This window comes from Sedimentibacter sp. MB31-C6, assembly GCF_035934735.1.
Taxonomy (GTDB): Bacteria; Bacillota; Clostridia; order Tissierellales; family Sedimentibacteraceae; genus Sedimentibacter.
On the sequence record NZ_CP142396.1, the window covers coordinates 2,916,452 to 2,934,918 of the forward strand.

General features: G+C 29.2%; 17 protein-coding genes and 1 other RNA gene. 13 read left to right on the top strand and 5 right to left on the bottom strand.

Annotation, left to right across the window (positions count from 1 at the left end; all coding sequences use genetic code 11):
• Positions 1-20: 20 nt before the first annotated feature.
• The 7 genes from U8307_RS14005 (at position 21) to U8307_RS14035 (ending at position 6,576) form a co-directional block, all read left to right on the top strand.
• Complete coding sequence (locus U8307_RS14005; protein ID WP_326908837.1) at positions 21-1,178, top strand: D-alanine--D-alanine ligase family protein; 1,158 nt, start codon at positions 21-23, stop codon at positions 1,176-1,178.
• 17 nt (positions 1,179-1,195) lie between these two features.
• Positions 1,196-3,310, top strand: coding sequence for a ribonuclease R (rnr, locus tag U8307_RS14010; protein WP_326908839.1), 2,115 nt, complete (start codon positions 1,196-1,198; stop codon positions 3,308-3,310).
• Between the two features lie 170 nt (positions 3,311-3,480).
• A complete protein-coding gene (smpB, locus tag U8307_RS14015; protein WP_326908841.1) occupies positions 3,481-3,930 on the top strand; it encodes an SsrA-binding protein SmpB in 450 nt (149 codons plus the stop codon).
• Positions 3,931-3,939: 9 nt separating this feature from the next.
• Positions 3,940-4,296, top strand: a transfer-messenger RNA (tmRNA) gene (gene ssrA / locus U8307_RS14020).
• A 194-nt stretch (positions 4,297-4,490) separates the two neighbouring features.
• The gene (locus U8307_RS14025; RefSeq protein WP_326908843.1) at positions 4,491-4,994 is read left to right on the top strand and encodes a GNAT family N-acetyltransferase; all 504 of its coding nucleotides are present in this window, start codon (positions 4,491-4,493) and stop codon (positions 4,992-4,994) included.
• 156 nt (positions 4,995-5,150) lie between these two features.
• Positions 5,151-5,729, top strand: a complete 579-nt coding sequence (locus U8307_RS14030) for a DUF1836 domain-containing protein (RefSeq protein WP_326908845.1) — start codon at positions 5,151-5,153, stop codon at positions 5,727-5,729.
• Positions 5,722-6,576, top strand: coding sequence for a DegV family protein (locus U8307_RS14035; protein ID WP_326908847.1), 855 nt, complete (start codon positions 5,722-5,724; stop codon positions 6,574-6,576). Before U8307_RS14030 ends, U8307_RS14035 begins: the two co-directional genes overlap by 8 nt.
• 110 nt (positions 6,577-6,686) lie before the next feature.
• On the opposite strand, the gene U8307_RS14040 is transcribed toward U8307_RS14035, so the two are convergent.
• Both U8307_RS14040 and U8307_RS14045 read right to left on the bottom strand, forming a co-directional pair.
• On the bottom strand, positions 6,687-8,081 hold the full coding sequence (locus tag U8307_RS14040) for a tyrosine-protein phosphatase (protein WP_326908849.1): 1,395 nt from the start codon (positions 8,079-8,081) through the stop codon (positions 6,687-6,689).
• 158 nt (positions 8,082-8,239) lie between these two features.
• Positions 8,240-9,424 (bottom strand): hypothetical protein, encoded by a 1,185-nt coding sequence (locus tag U8307_RS14045; RefSeq protein WP_326908851.1) that lies wholly within the window; start codon positions 9,422-9,424, stop codon positions 8,240-8,242.
• A 185-nt stretch (positions 9,425-9,609) separates the two neighbouring features.
• Here U8307_RS14045 and U8307_RS14050 point away from each other — a divergent pair, with 185 nt between their 5' ends.
• From U8307_RS14050 to U8307_RS14075, 6 genes are all read left to right on the top strand, one after another.
• Positions 9,610-10,143 (top strand): GNAT family N-acetyltransferase, encoded by a 534-nt coding sequence (locus U8307_RS14050; RefSeq protein ID WP_326908852.1) that lies wholly within the window; start codon positions 9,610-9,612, stop codon positions 10,141-10,143.
• A 39-nt stretch (positions 10,144-10,182) separates the two neighbouring features.
• Positions 10,183-10,698 carry a DNA topology modulation protein gene (locus U8307_RS14055; RefSeq protein WP_326908854.1) on the top strand — a complete coding sequence of 172 codons (516 nt, stop codon included), beginning with the start codon at positions 10,183-10,185 and terminating at the stop codon, positions 10,696-10,698.
• Between the two features lie 67 nt (positions 10,699-10,765).
• Complete coding sequence (locus tag U8307_RS14060) at positions 10,766-11,623, top strand: AAA family ATPase (RefSeq protein WP_326908856.1); 858 nt, start codon at positions 10,766-10,768, stop codon at positions 11,621-11,623.
• 50 nt (positions 11,624-11,673) lie between these two features.
• Positions 11,674-13,116: a hypothetical protein gene (locus U8307_RS14065; RefSeq protein ID WP_326908858.1), complete on the top strand. Its 1,443-nt coding sequence runs from the start codon at positions 11,674-11,676 to the stop codon at positions 13,114-13,116.
• A gap of 24 nt (positions 13,117-13,140) precedes the next feature.
• Positions 13,141-14,178, top strand: coding sequence for a tRNA 2-selenouridine(34) synthase MnmH (gene mnmH / locus U8307_RS14070; RefSeq protein WP_326911622.1), 1,038 nt, complete (start codon positions 13,141-13,143; stop codon positions 14,176-14,178).
• 36 nt (positions 14,179-14,214) lie between these two features.
• Positions 14,215-15,117: a DUF4392 domain-containing protein gene (locus tag U8307_RS14075; RefSeq protein WP_326908860.1), complete on the top strand. Its 903-nt coding sequence runs from the start codon at positions 14,215-14,217 to the stop codon at positions 15,115-15,117.
• A gap of 73 nt (positions 15,118-15,190) precedes the next feature.
• On the opposite strand, the gene U8307_RS14080 is transcribed toward U8307_RS14075, so the two are convergent.
• The 3 genes from U8307_RS14080 to U8307_RS14090 form a co-directional block, all read right to left on the bottom strand.
• Positions 15,191-16,123, bottom strand: coding sequence for an ArsA family ATPase (locus U8307_RS14080; RefSeq protein ID WP_326908862.1), 933 nt, complete (start codon positions 16,121-16,123; stop codon positions 15,191-15,193).
• 11 nt (positions 16,124-16,134) lie between these two features.
• Positions 16,135-16,428, bottom strand: coding sequence for a hypothetical protein (locus U8307_RS14085; protein WP_326908864.1), 294 nt, complete (start codon positions 16,426-16,428; stop codon positions 16,135-16,137).
• Positions 16,429-16,580: 152 nt separating this feature from the next.
• Positions 16,581-18,254, bottom strand: coding sequence for a flavin monoamine oxidase family protein (locus tag U8307_RS14090; RefSeq protein WP_326908866.1), 1,674 nt, complete (start codon positions 18,252-18,254; stop codon positions 16,581-16,583).
• Positions 18,255-18,467 lie beyond the last annotated feature (213 nt).

The following is an 18,467-nucleotide window of genomic DNA, read 5'->3' on the forward strand; positions in this document are numbered from 1 at the left end:
ATTATAATATAGGAGGGAATATGAAAACATCAGTTGGTATAATAATAGGTGGAAAAACTGTAGAACATGAAGTATCAATAATAACTGGACTACAAGTATTAGACAATATTAATAAAGAAAAGTATGACCCTAGAATTATATATATTCAGAAAGACGGAAAATGGTTTATTGGTAACAGCTTACATGATATTAATAATTTTAAGAATAAGAAATTTGAAGATGCTTATGAGGTTTTATTAGGATTTGAAAATGGAAAGTTAATTCTCTATCCTCATCCTAATATAAAGCAAGGGTTGTTTTGTAAAAAATATAATACCTATGAGATTGATGTAGTATTTCCTGCAGTTCATGGAACAAATGTAGAAGATGGTGCACTTCATGGTATATTTCAAATGAATAAAGTACCATGTGCCTTTGGTTCTGTTTTGAGTTCAGCTGTTGGAATGGATAAAGTTATTATGAAAAAAGTTTTCCAAAGTTATAATTTACCTGTTGTTAATTATACATGGTTCTATAGAAGTAGCTGGGAAAATGATAGAGAAAAAATATTATCTGATATTGAAAAAATAGATTATCCGTTGATAGTTAAACCTGCTAATTTAGGCTCTAGCATCGGTATAAGTAAAGCTGCTAATAAGGAGGAACTTATTAATTGTTTAGAAATTGCAATGGCATATGATAGAAAAGTAATTGTAGAAAAATGCATTGAGAATGCAAGAGAAATAAATTGTGCTGTTATGGGCTTTGAAAATGACTTAACTTCTTCCCTATGTGAAGAACCAATTGGATGGAAAGAATTTCTAACATATGAAGATAAATATGTAAATGAATCAAAAGGTGTGTCAGGAGATAAAAGAAGAATTCCTGCAGACTTAGATAATGAAGTAACAGAAGAAATTAAAAATCTCGCTAAGATTGCTTTTAAATCAATAGATTGCTGTGGAAATGCAAGAATAGATTTTCTATATGATGGTAACAATATTTATGTAAATGAAATCAATACCATACCTGGATCCATAGCATTTTATTTATGGGAAGGAATGGGGGTAACATTTACTCAAATGATAACAAAAATAATTGAGTTTGCCATAAAACAACAAGATCAAAGGGATATAAATACTGTTTCCTATGATATTGATTTATTAAATAAAATGGCTAGTAGTGGTAAACATAAGTAAAAATAGAGGAAGGTAAAATGAACATAAAAGAAAAAATAGTAGCATTTATGAAAGAAGAAGCATATAAGCCTTTAACTTTGAATGAATTGTTAGAATCTATGGAAGTTGAAGGTAATATGAAAAAAGAATTATTAAAAACTTTGAATGAGTTAGAAGATGAAGGTAAAATAATATTTACAAGATCTAAGAGATATGGCATACCAGAAAAAATGAATTTAGTATTAGGAACATTAGAAGGACATCAAAAAGGTTATGCTTTTTTAAGACCGGATAATAAAGAACTACAAGATATCTTTATTTCTCCTACAGATATGAACGGAGCTATGAATGGAGATCGTGTTATTGTTCGACCTATGAAATCTTCAGAAGATTTAAAAAGTCCCGAAGGAAAAGTAATTCGTATAATAGAAAGAGCAAATATCTTCGTTATAGGTACATTCCAAAAAAGCAAACATTTTGGTTTTGTAGTACCAGATGATAAAAGAATTTCCTATGATATATTTATTCCAAGAGAAGAATTTAGAAATGCTCAATCAAATAATAAAGTTTCTGTAAAAATTACTGAATGGCCAGTAAATAGGAAAAATCCTGAAGGTAAAATAGTAGATATAATAGGAGATAACGAAGATACACTAACACATATAGAAGCTGTTTTATTAGCCAAAAAAGTTAGACAGAAATTTCCAGAAGAAGTAATTAAAGAAGCTAAAAGAGTATCTAGCGAAGGTATCCATGAAGAAGAATTAAAAAGAAGAAAAGATTTGAGAGACCTTAGTATTATAACCATAGATGGAATTGATGCAAAGGATTTAGATGATGCTGTTTATGCAGAAAAAACAAATGACAATGAATATAAACTAGGAGTATATATAGCTGACGTTACCCATTATGTCAAAGAAGATAGGAAACTAGATAAAGAAGCTCTCAAAAGAGCTACTAGTATATATTTAAGCGACAGAGTTATACCTATGCTCCCAAAAGAATTGTCTAATGGAGTATGTAGTTTAAACCCTAATGAAGATAAGTTAGCATTATCAGTAGAAATGACAATAAACAACGAAGGTAAGGTAACTGATTATGAAATTTTTGAAAGTATAATCAGAAACCATTATCGTATGACTTATTCAGATGTTTCAGAAATATTAGAAAATAATGATAAAGAATTAAGTGATAAATATAGCAAAATAGTGCCTATGTTAAAAGTAATGGAAGAATTAAGCTTAATATTGAGAAGAAAAAGAGAAGTTAGAGGTAGCATAGATTTTGATTTTGATGAAACTAAGATAATAACAGATGAAAAAGGCAAGGCAATAGATGTAACAAAGTATGAAAGAAGAGTTTCAAATAAAATGATAGAAGAGTTTATGTTAGCATGCAATGAAACTATTGCAGAACATTACTTTTGGCTAAACATACCATTTGTATACAGAGTTCATGAAGAACCAAAAGAAGAGAAAATGTATGAATTCGAAAAGTTCGTACATAATTTAGGATATACATTAAAAGGAAGTCAAGATATTCATCCAAAGGAATTACAGCAACTTTTGTTAAAAATTAAAGGTACAAAAGAAGAATCCTTAATAAATACTATGATGTTAAGATCCTTGAGCAAGGCAATTTATGCGCCTCAAAGTTCTCCACACTTTGGGCTTGCTGCAAAATATTATTGCCATTTTACTTCACCAATAAGAAGATATCCTGATTTGCAAATACATCGAATAATAAAAGATCAAATTAAGGGTAATATCACACAAAATGAGATAAATAGGCTCGCTGAAAGAACAGATGCAGTTGCAGAACAGTCTTCTAAGATGGAAAGAGTGGCAGATGAAGTAGAAAGAGAAACCAATAAAATAAAAATAGCTGAATATATGTCAGATAAAATCGGTGATGAGTATGAAGGGGTTATTTCTGGGGTAACAAGCTTTGGAATTTTTGTTGAATTATACAATACTGTAGAGGGATTGGTTCATATTTCAAATATGATTGATGATTTTTATATATATGACAACGAAAAGAAAGAATTACTCGGACAAGGAAATAGAAAAATTTATAAAATTGGCGATAAAGTAAATATCAAAGTATCAAATGTCAGCATAGCTAAAGCAGAAATTGATTTTGTTTTAATATAATATTAAGGATATAATGCTAGAATATATTTGTAAATATAAATATTGTATATATTTATCATGAATATGTACAATATTAATTTACAGATAAATGATAACTTCAAAAAAACTGGTATTTGACATTAAAAAGATTTAATGCTATAATCATTCTACACTTTAGGGCAGGTGATTATATGGCTCAAAATAATAGAATTGCAGCAAAAAATAAAAAAGCATATCATGATTATTTTATAGAAGAAAAATTAGAAGTAGGTCTTGTACTTGTAGGTACTGAAGTTAAATCTATAAGACAGGGTAAGGTTAACTTAAAGGATAGTTATGTAAACATAAAAAATGGTGAAGCATTTGTTCATAACATGCATATAAGTCCCTATGAAAAAGGTAACATATATAATGTAGATCCTTTAAGAGTCAGGAAACTTTTATTAAATAAGAGAGAATTGAGAAAACTTATTGGCCTAACTACTTTAAAAGGATATTCTTTGATACCTTTAAGTTTATATTTTAAAAATGGTCTTGTTAAAATGGAATTATCTGTAGCAAAAGGTAAGAAAAATTATGATAAACGTCAAGTTCTTGCTAAAAAAGATGCAGAAAGAAGAATGCAGAGACAAGATTATTAATAATATTACGGGGGCGTAAATGGTTTCGACGGGGATATAGAAGGAAGATAAGCGAGTCGTTGTCGCCAAACAACGAAAAAAGTGGCAACAAAATATAAACGCAAAAGAAAATAATAATTTAGCATTTGCAGCGTAAGCTGTAAATCTTGTTCCCTTTAGCCCTCCTGCCGGTTAAATGGGAGCATCATCTAATGCAGGGAACTGTATTAAGGGTTCTTCGACTTAATACTGAATAATTGGAGATAGCTGAACCTAAAGCTTGGCGGTAGGCGTTAGGTAAGGCGAATATTAAATTATCGTCTGCACTCGGAGAAAGTCTTGTGGAAATATTTTCGGACGTGGGTTCGACTCCCACCGCCTCCATGGAAAATTATGTAAAAAATTAAAAACTCTTCAGATTTGAGGAGTTTTTTTTATAGTGGATAAATTTTATTTCTAAAATTTGCTATCTAGTTATTACTAAGTTATAATTAAAAAGTGATACAGAATTGTAAGATTATATGACATACGATTTATTTAATAAAAACCGACAAAAAGGAATTTGTAAAGGAGAAAGACAATTGAAAAAAGTAGAATTTGATGTTGCAGAAGAAAAAAATCTACAAGAAATATTTAGTATATTTTTGGCTGCAATTGAAGAAATGAATAAACATAATATTCTACAATGGGATGAAGTATATCCAGATAAATATATACTTCAAAACGATATTAAAAAGAAACAGCTTTATATTGGTAAGATTGACAATGAGATTGTTTGTGTGTATGTTTTGAACAGTGATTGCGATGAACAATATATTAATGGGAACTGGGAGTATCCAAATGCAACATATAGTGTAATTCATAGAATGTGTGTAAATCCTAAATTCCAAAATCAAGGTATAGGAGCATTAACTTTAAATCATATTGAAGAGAACTTGAAAAGCGTAGGAGTAGAAACAATTCGGCTTGATGCTTTTTCGCTAAATCCATATGCTTTAAAAATGTATTATAAACAAGGATATATCAAAGTAGGAGAGGCAAATTGGAGAAAGGGTAAGTTTTATCTTATGGAAAAGAAATTATAGACAAGTATTTGTTTTGTTGCAATTTTATGCTTTGTAAAGCTTATTATCTAAATATTAAGAAATTTTTAAGAACTTGCTTGACATTTAAAAACATTTGAATTATTATTTAAATAGTTATGATAACTATTTATAATCGTTATTAATAAAGGGGAAGCAATGATACATAATTTAGAATTATATGAATATAGCAAGATAATGAGTGAAGTAAAACTTACTTTGTGGGATAACTTACCAGATTTTGCAATTTATTGTGACCAGTTGTTACAAATTGTTACTGATGAAATATCATTTATGCAAATTGACGATGAAAAACTTATCACTAAAAGCATGGTGAACAATTATGTAAAATGGGGAATGATGCCGAAGCCAGTGAAGAAAAAATATGAAAAAATCCATATTGCATATGTTATCGTGATTACCATACTTAAACAGATACTCCCGATTTCTAAAATTAAAAATGGAATTCAATTGCAGGTTGCATTGCAAGGAAATGAAAAAACAGCTTACGATTCATTTTGCGAAGCATTTGAAGAATCTATGCGAAAAGTTTTTGTTCCTATTTTAGAAAAAAGTAGTCCTTATTTATTGGAGGAAAGAGAAATAAAATATGAAAAGCTTGCTATTTCTTCTATTACTACATCATTGTCGAATAAATTGTTAACTGAAAAAATTATTGAAACAAAAATTAATAAGAATAATAATAAAGATAAATCAGAAGGAGAGTATCATGGATAAAATTGCAATACTAACAGATTCTTGCTCAGATGTACCTCGAAATTTATTGGAAAGATTTAAAATTTATGAAATGGCACTTAGCATCAACTATAAAGATAAATCTTATCGTGATAGAATTGATATTACACCAGAAGAAGTGTATGAAAATCTAAAAAATGAAATTCCTCATACTAGTTTGCCAACTGTTGGAGAAATGCATGAGAAATTAGAACAAATTATAGCAGATGGATACAATCAAATAATCATTCCTGTAATCTCTTCAGGTTTGAGCGGAACATGCAAAGCAATTGAAATGGTTTGTGAGGATTTTAAGAATATCAAAACAAAAGTAATTGATACAAAAAATATTGCGCTTGGTTCTGGATTCCTATCAATATATGCAGCTCAATTAGTTGAAAAAAATTTAAACTTTGAGGAAATTGTTAAGAAAGTAGAAAATAAAATTGAAAACTCAAATATTTACTACAGTTTACAAACGCTACATTATCTTGTAAAGGGTGGAAGATTAGGCCGTGTAGAAGGAATGATAGGAAGTATTCTTCAAATCAAGCCTATCATTAGCTGTGACGAAGATGGTATTTATTATACAGTAGAAAAAGTACGAGGAAGAAAACAAAGTATTAATAAGATAATAGAAATAGTACAGGATAAAATCAAGGATAAGAAAAATTATTATCTTACCATTTGTCATGGATATGCTCAAGAAGAAGCAGATAAAATCAGAGAAAAAATGCAACCATATATAGATAAAGCAACAATATATATGGAAGGACAAATTTCTCCTGCCCTCGGTGTTCATACAGGACCAGGACTTATTGGTATTGGATGTTTTAACTTTGACGACTGATTAAAAAAATAACATTGTATTTAATGGGGCTACAGGTAAAATTAAAAATTATGGCAGAAATGATTTATAAAAGCACCAGCTATAAACTGGTGCTTCTTTAAATACAATATTTATTTAGTAGGAAGAAGCAATTTTTGACCTATGTTGATTAATTCAGGATTCTTGATTGTTTCTTTGTTAAGATTGTAAATTTCCATATAACGAGTGCCATTGTCAAGGTGGGTCTTAGCTATATTCCACAAGCAGTCTCCAGAAACAACTATATAGTAAGTAACTTCAGAATCTGTTTCTTTAACTTCAGGTTCTTTAACAGGTTCTGTTATAATAGGTTCTTCTATTTTAGGCTCTTCAATTGCAGTTTCTTCAGGAACTACAATCTCAACTGATAGCTTTACTTTAAGTGTATTAATTTCAGTTGAAGTCATACCTATTTTTAATAAGTAGTCTTCTGCAGCTTTAGAAAGGTCAACTTCTGAAATGTCAGAATCTTTTTCTAAGCCGCAAACAACTGTAGTTAAGGATGCTAAAATATTGCTTTCTGCTATTGATTTGTGTTGTTCGCTTCCTACTTCAACCTTATAATAGTTTTCATATGTAGTCATGTAATCAGCAACAACTTCATCAAGAGTTGCGCCCATTAAACATTCTAATACCGCACTTACAAAGCCAGCACGATCTTTGCCTTCAGTGCAGTGGATTAAATAAGGTCCATCATTATTATTTAAAAAACGTAATCCTTTTGTTAATTTTTTACCGAAATCTTCTCCTGCGATATCAACTCCCATATAAAGACTTATAACGTTGCCTTCATCATATAGAGATTTGTAATATTCAGAATTAAAGTTTTCTGATGCTATGTATCCGTTAATTTCTTCTTCTGAATCAGCTAAGTTTAGAACTGTATTTATTCCTACAGATTCAGCTAATTTATCAGCATAGGCCGCTCTTCCTAATTCATTGTTAATTGGGCTTGAGCTTCTGTATAATATTGATGGGTTAATTCCAGTTGTAGAAATATTACGGAAATTAGCAAATACAGAATCTGTTGAATAATCAGAACGAGTATTAGTACGTGTTAGTTGACGAAGAAGATATTCTCCGAGATAACCTTCCTTTTCAGATAAAGAGAACGTTAATGTATCGCCAACATTTACATTGTAAGTTGTTGAAAAGTCACCCATATTGATTGCAACAACTAATAAATCACCTTCTTTGTCGTCACGAACTACAAGACTTCCTGTATCAACATCACTATATGATGTACAGAAAGGTATTTCTAAAACATGATCATCAATTGTAACTTCAAGAATATCCCCTAATTCATAACCAACATCATATAATGTCTTAGGCTGAATATCCATTGTAAGATTGCCGTACTTCTGCACCTCTTTAACAGTACCATTTACAACTGTAGAACCTTTTTCAGCAGCATTGGCAGTAATAGTAAGTGAAAATACCATAACAAAAACCAAAAGCAAAGAAATAATTTTTTTAGTTTGTTTCATGTTCTCCTCCTATTATAAGAATTATCATCAGCGATTAGCTGATAATTTATTTCATTATAGCACTTATTGAAAAATATTACCATATTAAACAAAAATAGTATAAATAAAGAAGCTGAGATTAAACACCTCAACCGCTTTAATATATCAAATTTTAAACGCTAATAATGACATTTATTCTTACTATGTCTATCAGTGTCATCATAACAACATGAGTTAAAATAGCGTGGATTTACATATTTGCCACAAGGATAGTATTTTCCCATAACTTCTGGAGGAACAATTTGACCTTCAGGTATATTCTTTGCTGTATAAGAGAAATTTTGAGATACCTGATTATTTCTGTACATAAGGTATAGAGGAATTAATGGTAGATTACTAGCATCAATCCAATTAAATTCATTTTCAGCTGTTACGAAAGACGGACGTGGTGCACCAAAACTTATAACAAGGTTTACATAGCCGTTTTTATCAATAACAGCCTGAAAATCGCTTATTGTGTAAAGTCCCAAAAGTCCTACTCGTGATACAAAAGATATACTCCAGTATCGCATATCTTCATTTCCTATGAGTCCGGTATTATGATAAGTGTCAGGGAATTTAGGTGCCTTCCATCTAATGAATAGCAACTCACATGAGTCTCTTTGTATTTGTTCAGAAATCATATATATTGTATTTAAATCAGGTTGTAATAATCGTGTTGCGATAATTCCTATACGATTCCATGCTATATCACAATCTTGTCCTACTGTTTCACAACAACAACGCTTAATTATAACTTCTTTATCATTAACACTTGTAGGGTTTAATGGATTATAAGGGTCAGTAGTATTAATAAACCTATTAATGTTTGTATTTTTGTAATCCTTTTTTGCAGTGCAGTAGGTTATTTTAGGAAGCCCAACACCACCTGTTTTATCATAGCCAATGCTTGGAACATAAATTCTAAGTCCAATAAGTCCAAAGCTGTTTTGTGTGCCATCTTTTAAAGTTCCAGCATAAAATACATTATTTCCTGCTTCTGGAACAAAATGCTCTGAACCCTGAGGAGGTGCAGTAGAACGAATTTTTATAGTGTAATTACGATTGTCTGCATTCCAGTTAGCGCCAGGTAAAAAAGGATTGGTACTTCCAGGGTCAGGAATTAAAGCTTTATCAGATGCTGTGACTATGACATTGTCTAACTGACCAGCTAAAGTAAATGACATATATCTTGCATAGGGGAATTGCCCTTTAATAATAATTTCAAGCTCTGGGTCCACTTCATAAGGAAAGGTATAGTAACTTGCATTAAAATCTCCTAACATCAGCAAAGAGTTATTAGGTTGCTGAATCCAATTTTGCATGAAAAACACTCCTATATATTTTTTTAGTTTATTATATGTAAGGCTTGACCATGCGTGATTGTAAAATTACTATTTTTAAAGTAAAATACTAAAATACAAATGATTGCTCAAATTTAAAGATTTTTCGTTTCTAAAGTTTGCCATTTAATTGTTAATTAGTTATAATTAAATAGGAGGTGTAGACAATGAAGTATTATAGAAAATTAGTGGGGAAAAAAGTATATTTATCACCAATGAATGCGGAGGATGTTGAGGTTTACATTAAGTGGCTTAATGATTTTGCTGTGACTGACGGATTAGGAACTTCTAATAAGATAGTTTCATTGGAAGATGAAAAAGAATGGATTTCTCAAAATTCAAATCAATATCAATTCGCAATAGTTAGATTAGAAGATGATCAATTAATTGGTAATTGTGGGTTTCATGCGATTGATCATCTAAGACAATGCTCTGATGTAGGTTTATTTATTGGAGATGAGGAAAACCGAAATAAAGGCTATGGGAAGGAAGTTCTTAATTTATTGCTAGACTATGGTTTTTATTATATGAATTTAAACAATATAATGCTAAAGGTATTTTCATTTAATGAAAGGGCTATTAATTGTTATAAAAATGTTGGTTTTAAAGAAATAGGAAGAAGAAGGCAGTCTTATTATTTAAAAGGTAAATTTTATGATGAAGTTTTTATGGATAAATTAAGAGATGAGCATTTTATGTAAATTTGTATTAATTCAATATACTTATTATTAGAGGTAGAAATGAAAATTGCAATAATCGGTTACAGTGGTTCTGGGAAGTCAACTTTAGCAAGATTATTAGGAGACTTTTATAACTATCCTGTTTTATATTTGGATAAAATTCAATTTAAAGCAAATTGGATAGAACGAGATGAAGAAACAGCCAAAATCAAGGTTAAAGAGTTTATGGACAATAATGATAACTGGATTATTGACGGTAATTATACAAAGCTCCTCAGGGAGCAAAGGCTGGAAGAAGCAGATATCATTATATTTATGTGCTTTTCAAGGTTGATTTGTTTGTGTCAGGCATATAATAGATATAAGAAGTATAAGGGGAAAACCCGTGAAAGTATGGCTGCTGGTTGTAACGAAAAATTTGATTATGAATTTATCAAATGGATTTTATTAAATGGAAGATCGAAAAATAAGAAAAAACAATACACCGAAACAATTCAGAAGTATAATAATAAAATTGTAATACTAAAAAACAAGAAAGAAGTAGCTTTATTTTTAGAGGAATTAAAGTATGAATAATTATAGCACCATATTGTTCCAATGAAGTGTTTGTGATATAATAAACTAAAAAGATTAGGAAGAACATATGATTTATTTGAAAGCTTTTAAATTTCCAAATGAAGATTTGGAATTCAATTTTTTTATGGGAATAAGAAGAACATGTTATGACTCGTTTTATCCTTTTAAGATATTATCGAAAAATGGTTTTGAAAAAATCGATTTTGAACCAGTTACTATTTTATATGGTGGCAATGGTTCAGGAAAAACAACAGCATTAAATGTAATAGCTGAAAAAGCAGGAATCAATCGTGATTCTGTTTATAATAAATCTAATTTTTTTGTTGATTATGTTAATATGTGTGATATGAAAGTTTCCGGTAGTAAAATACCTGATCACAGCAGTATTATTACAAGTGATGATGTGTTCGACTATTTATTAAATATTCGAAACCTTAACGAAGGAATTGATTTAAAAAGAGAAGAACTTTTTGATGAATATTTGCATTCAAAATATTCAGAATTTCAACTTAAGTCAATGGAGGATTATGAGCAATTAAAAAAAGTAAATAATGCTAGAAGTAAAACTCAATCACGCTTTGTAAGAAACGAACTCATGAATAATGTTCGAGAGTATTCTAATGGAGAAAGTGCCTTTAAATATTTTACTGAAAAAATCGAAGAAAATGGTCTTTATTTATTAGACGAACCTGAAAACAGCTTGTCACCAAAACGGCAGTTGGAATTAATGAAATTTATTGAAGATTCTGCAAGGTTTATGGGATGTCAATTTATAATTTCAACACACTCACCATTTCTTCTTTCCATGCATGGTGCTAAAATATATGACCTTGATGAAAATCCTGTTGATGTTAAGCATTGGACAGAGTTAGAAAATGTACGAATATATTATGAGTTTTTCAAAAGGTTTGAGAATGAATTTTAATAGAGTTTTGTACTTATAATGATGTAACAGAATATTGAGGAGGCAACAAAATGAGTAGTATTAAAAGTATTTTAAACAACAAGAAACCATCATTTTGGATATTTGCAGCAGTAATTGTTATTGTAGTCAGTATTGCTATTTCACTAGGAACAAATCCGATAATGGTTGAAGAATATCAATTTCCATTAACAGTTGAGGATATAGAAAAAGTATTAACTGAACAAAAATTAGACTGGTATATCAAAGAGCATAATGGTGATGACACAAGAGATATTTTCACATTAACTAATGATGATAATATAACTTTTGGCATTAATTCTTATATTAGAGAAAACAAAAAAGTTTTAAATTTGTCATGGTATTTACCTAGTAATCTTACAGCTGATGAAGTTGAAAATTTTTATTATAATGAATTATCAAGAAATTTTAAATTGCCTGGTATCATTTATGGCAATAAAAAGAAAATGGATAAAGCCTTAAGTAAACTATTGGATTATTATCTTAATGAAGAAAATTATGAGAATGGTTTATATTGGAATAAACGAGTAGGAGATGATCATTTAAGAGTTTCAATTAATAATGAAAATAGAATCGTATCATTGCAGATTATACCTAACGAGTTATATGAGGATTATTTAAGAGCATTAAATGATTCTTGGAAAAGAACTGCTGAAGTTGATAATATAAAAATATTTAACAGTACGGTAGCAGATATGAAAGAAGGCATTCCGCCTGTTAATGATATTGATATTTTTTCTAAACATTTTATTATACACGGTAATTTAGAAGATATTAACGAATTAAAAAAAGTTCCAGAATCATTGAAAAATATAAAGTCTAAGTTTTTAATGCCGAATAAAGATAAATATTTGAATGCTAAATTGGTTGACAATACAGGCAGTGTTAATGTATTCTTACAAATGAATTCATTAAACTCGGAAGAATTAAATTCAAAACGTAATCACCATGTTGCAATGTTTTATTATAACAATGAACCATTTTATGTTGTTCGTTTTAGTGTACTGTATTCTGAAGAAATGAGAGCTGAAGAAATAGCAAAAGATTTTATTATGGATTTGTATACTGTAGATGCAAAAGAAACTGATAATTATGAATCTATATTAAATATGAATACTGTAGATGCTAAAGCTTTAACTGAAGCAACACAGATTAACGATGAGGTTTTGAAATCATTAATGACAGTTGATGCATATGATACTCTATTAAATAACAGAGAGAATTTATTGTTTGCTCAAGCATGTTATAAGGGGAATTATACAATGCGAGTCGCAGAAATACAACTGTCAGAAAATAAAAATAATATTGAAAACAATGAATCAGGCTATAATTTTGAAGTATTATTAAATATTATTTTAAATGATGGTACAGTGCGTAAAAATACAGCAAAAGGATTAATAGAACTTGATAATATTGATGATATCTGGAAAGTAACAGGATACAGAAATATAATTCCAGATTTTATCATGGATTAGAAAGGAAGTAAATACTTGAATACAGTGATATATACAGACGCTAGGGATGATTTTTTTTTCATAGATGTTAGAAGTCCCTCAGAATATAAAGAAGATACAATAAAGGGTGCAATTAACATACCACTTTTAAATGATGACGAAAGAAAACAAGTTGGGACTACTTATGTTCAGTTAGGAAAAACTAAAGCTAAAAGACTTGGGGTCAATTTAATTTCACCAAAGTTACCTGATATATTTGAACAGGTATTAGAATTAAAATATAAATACGGTAAAATAGCAGCCTTTTGTGCAAGAGGAGGTTACAGGAGTACATTTTTTGCTTCTATTTTCAGTTCAATAGGAATTCCAATTTATCAGCTTGAAGGTGGATATAAAAGTTATCGCAGGGAAGTTATAAATGCTCTTCCTAATCTGAATGAAAAAATTAATTATATAGTTCTTAACGGAAATACAGGAGTTGGAAAAACAGATATACTAAAAAATTTAGAAAAACTTGGATGTTCGGTATTAGATTTAGAAGGAGCTGCTAATCATAGAGGTTCAATTCTTGGAGGCATAGGTTTAGGAAAAAGCAATTCACAAAAGAAATTTGAAACAAATATATATGAACAGTTGAGAAAAGCAAAGAATGGCTATGTATTTGTTGAAGCTGAGAGTAATAAAATTGGCCGAGTTACAGTACCAAAATTCATCTCTGATAAATTGAGGCAGGGTATACAGGTTTTCATCGATGCGGATATAGAGCATAGAATTGAAAACTTGAAAAAAGATTATATTTTAAATGAAAATTGGAAAGAAGAATCTATTAGTGCCATAGATAAGCTTAATAAATATATATCAAAAGAAAAAATTGAAATATTGAAGCAAGAAATTGTGTTGGGTAATTTTGATTTTGTTTCAAACGAACTGATGAAAAAGTATTATGATCCTATGTATAATTTTAAGTCTGACAAAATAAAATATTCGAGAAAATTCAAGGTAAAAACAAACAGTGATGAAATTTCAAAGGATATATTAAAATGGTACAATGATTATGTAGAGAACCCTAATAAAGAAGGTTAATCGGCTTTGTAAAATATATCTAAAAAGGTGAACTTGATGATGACTAATAATAACTATTATGATGAATTTGATGAAATTGAAAATATCATATCTAAAAATATAGAAAGTAGAGGACTAGACAAAGCATATTTAAGAGGACAACTAAAATTATGTGTAAATTCTTTAAACGATAGTGAAACTATAGTTATTGTAACAGGTTTTGTAGTAAAGTCTGCGAAAATTGGTGAAACTGACGGACCACCAGGTGCTTTGGCTTTGGCTTATGCTCTTGAAAATTTAAATAAAAAAGTAATAATCGTAACTGATAAATATTCTGAAGAGTTTTTGAGGATAGGAGTTAAATTATTAAATCTTAATGCAATTATATATATTTTTAAAGAAAATAGAGAAAACGAGCAAGCTGAAGAAATAATTAATAAATATAAACCTGATCATATAATAGGAATTGAACGTCCAGGCAGAAATATAGAAAATAGATGTTATTCAATGCATGGAGAAGATATAACAAGTTTTTGTCCAAATACAGACTTGCTATTTATTAAAGCAAAAGAGAATAACATAACTACGTCAGCAGTTGGTGACGGAGGAAATGAAGTTGGTATGGGTAAAGTTATGAATTTCATACAAAAGTATGTGAATAAAGGAAATATTATATGTGCTCAGTTAGAAACAGATAATCTTATTATAGCAGGAGTATCCAATTGGGGCTCTTTTGGCATCTGTGCAGGTCTATGTATTACAAACGATAAAATGGTTATGTATGGTGAAGATATATATGAAAATATATTAAAAGAAATCGTAAAAGCAGGCGCAGTCGATGGTTGTAGTAAAAAAAAGATAGAAACTGTTGATGGCATAACTTATGAAGAAAATTTAGAAGTTTTTACAAAATTAAGAGCATTAACTAATAAAGGTTTAGGTTTGGAATTGTTAGCGTAAACTAAAATCAGCTATATCTTTTATTGTATTTAATGATATAGCTGATTTTTATATATTAATTAAAGAATAAATTTTAAAATTCAGAGAATTTATTTGCAATAATTTCTATATTATTAGCTTTCATATCTTCTTGAATAAGAGGTAGTGTGAATATTTTCTTACCTTCAAATGTTTTTGTGATAATATCTAGATACTTCTGTTCTTGTTCCTTTTTTCTTATCCAAAATTCATCTTGCATATTTTCTGGAAGTATCTTATTTACTATTAATCCATCTACTAATATATTATATTTCTCTAATATATTTATAGCTTTAACTGTTTCATCTATAGGTAATTTTTCTGCATTTATTACGAAAACAAAAGATAAGAGTTTCTCATTCATCATTATATTTTTTGCCAGATTAATTTTGTCATATCGTTTTTTTAAAATTTTAATAACTTCATCTTTTTCATTTTCCTTATTATTAGCATTTCCATTATTATTAGCCATAGACATAAGGGAAATGGATTTACTTCTTTTCTTTATAAGAGTTTCTATCCAAGCTCCTAAAAGTTCCGGTAAGGTTAAAAGTCTCACAGTATGTCCAGTTGGTGCAGTATCAAAAATAATTCTATCATATTCATTATTTTTTTCAGTTATAATTTCTATCATTTTATCAAATAAAGCTGCTTCTTCAGTTCCAGGTGATATTGAAGCAGCATCAATTTGTTTATTTATTTCTTCTATAATAATAGGGCTAACAACCTGCTTTAAGCTAGCTCTTACTTTATCCATGTATAATTTACTTTCTTTTTCACCATTTATTTCTATAGCATCTAAGTTTGGTAAAATATTAGTTATATTATCCTCAATTTTTTTTTCAAAAATATCTGAAGTTGAGTGAGCTGGATCAGTAGAAACTAAAAGTGTTTTTAAACCACTTTTTGCTGAATATACGGCATATGAAGCACTACATGTAGTTTTACCTACTCCGCCTTTACCACTAAAAAATATTAGTTTATTCATTAATTTCCTCCTTAAGCATCAAAGCCATAATCTCCCCATTTTTCTTCCCATATATTCAATCTATTACCCATTCTAAACTGCCAACTTTCTAAATCTTCAGCAATTAAGGGAAGTAATTCTAATGAATAATAACTTGTAGGAATAGGAATCCCTAAAGAATCGCCAAAACATAAAAGTAAAAATTCATCCATTTCATTGTGAGATTCTTTTACAAGAAGAGATCTTGATTTTCTATTATAATCTGTAGCCGCTTGAAAAAATAATTTAAAATTTTCTAAAACTTCTCGTAATTTTTCTTTATCCAATTTGCCGCCTCCTAATTAGTTATAACTGTTAGTAAGTGTTATTGATATTGTTATAATTCAATGAGATATAACTTGCTATTTTACATAAATTATATTTCGTTTGTTAATAAATGTCAATGAATTAAACTTATAACATAAAGAATAAATTATCTTTATCGATTATTTATTTGTTTAGCTATTTGATTTGCAGCTGATTTACCAGTTTGTAATGCTCCTTGCATCCAAGCTTGTTTAGTCGACACATGCTTACCTGCAAATAGCACCCTATTATTATATTCTGGTTGTAGCATTGAATAAGAAAAATTGACTTTTTGTCCAGGATAATTTGCTGCAAAGGCTCCTCTAAACCAATATTCTGTGTTCCAATTAACGGTAGCATATTTTTCAATAAGAGTATCCAAAAATCCATAAGGAAGACCATGAACCTCTTCTACATTTCGCTTTATTATATTAAAACGTCGTAGTGTATTTTGATTACTAAGTCTAGTGGAATCAAGTCCCAAGTTATAACTTGCAATCAATACTCCTGGATCAGTGAAAGAGCATTCTTCAGTCTCTTCACACCGTAAATGATCTGGAGGGTAAACAATAGATTGAATAGGTAAGTCAGTAAAGGATATGCCACCATTAATATTTCCATAAGACCTATTTGCCTCCCAAAATCGTATTTTACATAGAAATAATGTCTTTTGAGCCTCTATATAGTTTATTTCTTTAATTGCTTGCATTTTTTGATTGCTAAAATATGGACTTATATTTAAATCTCTTAATGTAGAAAAGGGAATTGTGCATATTACATAATCGAAAGATTCAATGAAATTTTCATTATTACAATTATTATAATGTAGATTAACTTCGTCAGAGTGTATAGATTTTGAAATACCATTTACAATACATCCTAATCTGATATCTACTTTTCCTAAAAAACTTGATGGAAGTTTAAATTCATGTGGATTGTCATCAATAAGAGAGTTATAGAAAGCTAAAGGTAAATTAACCATACCACCACTAATTCTATAAGTATTGAGAAAATCTAGTGAATAATTGCTACTCATTGTTTCATCATGACTTATATTTAATAATGCACCTGTAAATGGTTCCACTGCTGCTAACAAATTTATAGCTTCTTGACTTAATCCAAGCATTTCAAAAACCTGTCGATTAGTTAATTTAGTAATTGAAGCGTATTCTTCCGAGTATTCAGGCAAAATTTTCAATATTTCAGTACGTACTTGAGGGGATAAACTTTTCAACATAGTATCAGTTGCATAGCTGTTCAATTCATTCCATGGAATATTTCTTTCTATTTCAGATAAATTATAATAGGGGTATATTAATTCAGTAATTTTCTGGCTACTATGTTCACGTCTTATTCTTATATTATGAGTATATAGAAAATTATTTGATTGTGTTGATAAGGATTCAGTATCTAAATTAAATACGTTTATATAATGCCATGTTGTTTCATGCGATACAGGTATTCTCATTGCGCCAAATTCTCCAAAATATTTTTTGAGTTTATCAAAATATAAAGTATATACTCGCCCTCCGATTCTTTTTTTTTCTGCATCAAAAATTGTAATATTTGCACCTAATTTTCTAAGTTCATATGCTGAGGCCAGACCAGCAAGACCGCCTCCAATAATTCCTATTCGCATATTTTTTAATGCTAATGGAGAAGCAAATTGATAAATGCTAGGTGGGGGACTTAATAACTCTAATATATTTTCATAATCCTCAAATCTGCCAACTCGTGTTAAGGAATTCAGTAATAATTGATGTCTTTGCTCGTTAGTGGGGTTGTAATATAAATCTTGGTTATTCATATAAAAATATCCTCCCTTAAATACAACAAAAAAATGTAATAAGTAATTAACTTAATGGTATAAATATATTATTAAAAAGGAACTTTTATGATAGAATTAAACCTCATATATATATGATAAAAATATTACATTCATTGATTGATTGATATTCATTTATCTTTAAGTTTTTTATGTCAACTTGAAACTAATTATTTACACCCGTGACATAATGTG

Bases quoted from the DNA above. Each gene is read 5' to 3' on its own strand.
- U8307_RS14005 (WP_326908837.1), top strand. From the start codon at position 21: ATGAAAACATCAGTTGGTATAATAATAGGTGGAAAAACTGTAGAACAT.
- rnr (WP_326908839.1), top strand. From the start codon at position 1,196: ATGAACATAAAAGAAAAAATAGTAGCATTTATGAAAGAAGAAGCATAT.
- smpB (WP_326908841.1), top strand. From the start codon at position 3,481: ATGGCTCAAAATAATAGAATTGCAGCAAAAAATAAAAAAGCATATCAT.
- U8307_RS14030 (WP_326908845.1), top strand. From the start codon at position 5,151: ATGATACATAATTTAGAATTATATGAATATAGCAAGATAATGAGTGAA.
- U8307_RS14035 (WP_326908847.1), top strand. From the start codon at position 5,722: ATGGATAAAATTGCAATACTAACAGATTCTTGCTCAGATGTACCTCGA.
- U8307_RS14040 (WP_326908849.1), bottom strand. From the start codon at position 8,081: ATGAAACAAACTAAAAAAATTATTTCTTTGCTTTTGGTTTTTGTTATG.
- U8307_RS14045 (WP_326908851.1), bottom strand. From the start codon at position 9,424: ATGCAAAATTGGATTCAGCAACCTAATAACTCTTTGCTGATGTTAGGA.
- U8307_RS14050 (WP_326908852.1), top strand. From the start codon at position 9,610: ATGAAGTATTATAGAAAATTAGTGGGGAAAAAAGTATATTTATCACCA.
- U8307_RS14055 (WP_326908854.1), top strand. From the start codon at position 10,183: ATGAAAATTGCAATAATCGGTTACAGTGGTTCTGGGAAGTCAACTTTA.
- U8307_RS14060 (WP_326908856.1), top strand. From the start codon at position 10,766: ATGATTTATTTGAAAGCTTTTAAATTTCCAAATGAAGATTTGGAATTC.
- U8307_RS14065 (WP_326908858.1), top strand. From the start codon at position 11,674: ATGAGTAGTATTAAAAGTATTTTAAACAACAAGAAACCATCATTTTGG.
- U8307_RS14075 (WP_326908860.1), top strand. From the start codon at position 14,215: ATGATGACTAATAATAACTATTATGATGAATTTGATGAAATTGAAAAT.
- U8307_RS14080 (WP_326908862.1), bottom strand. From the start codon at position 16,123: ATGAATAAACTAATATTTTTTAGTGGTAAAGGCGGAGTAGGTAAAACT.
- U8307_RS14090 (WP_326908866.1), bottom strand. From the start codon at position 18,254: ATGAATAACCAAGATTTATATTACAACCCCACTAACGAGCAAAGACAT.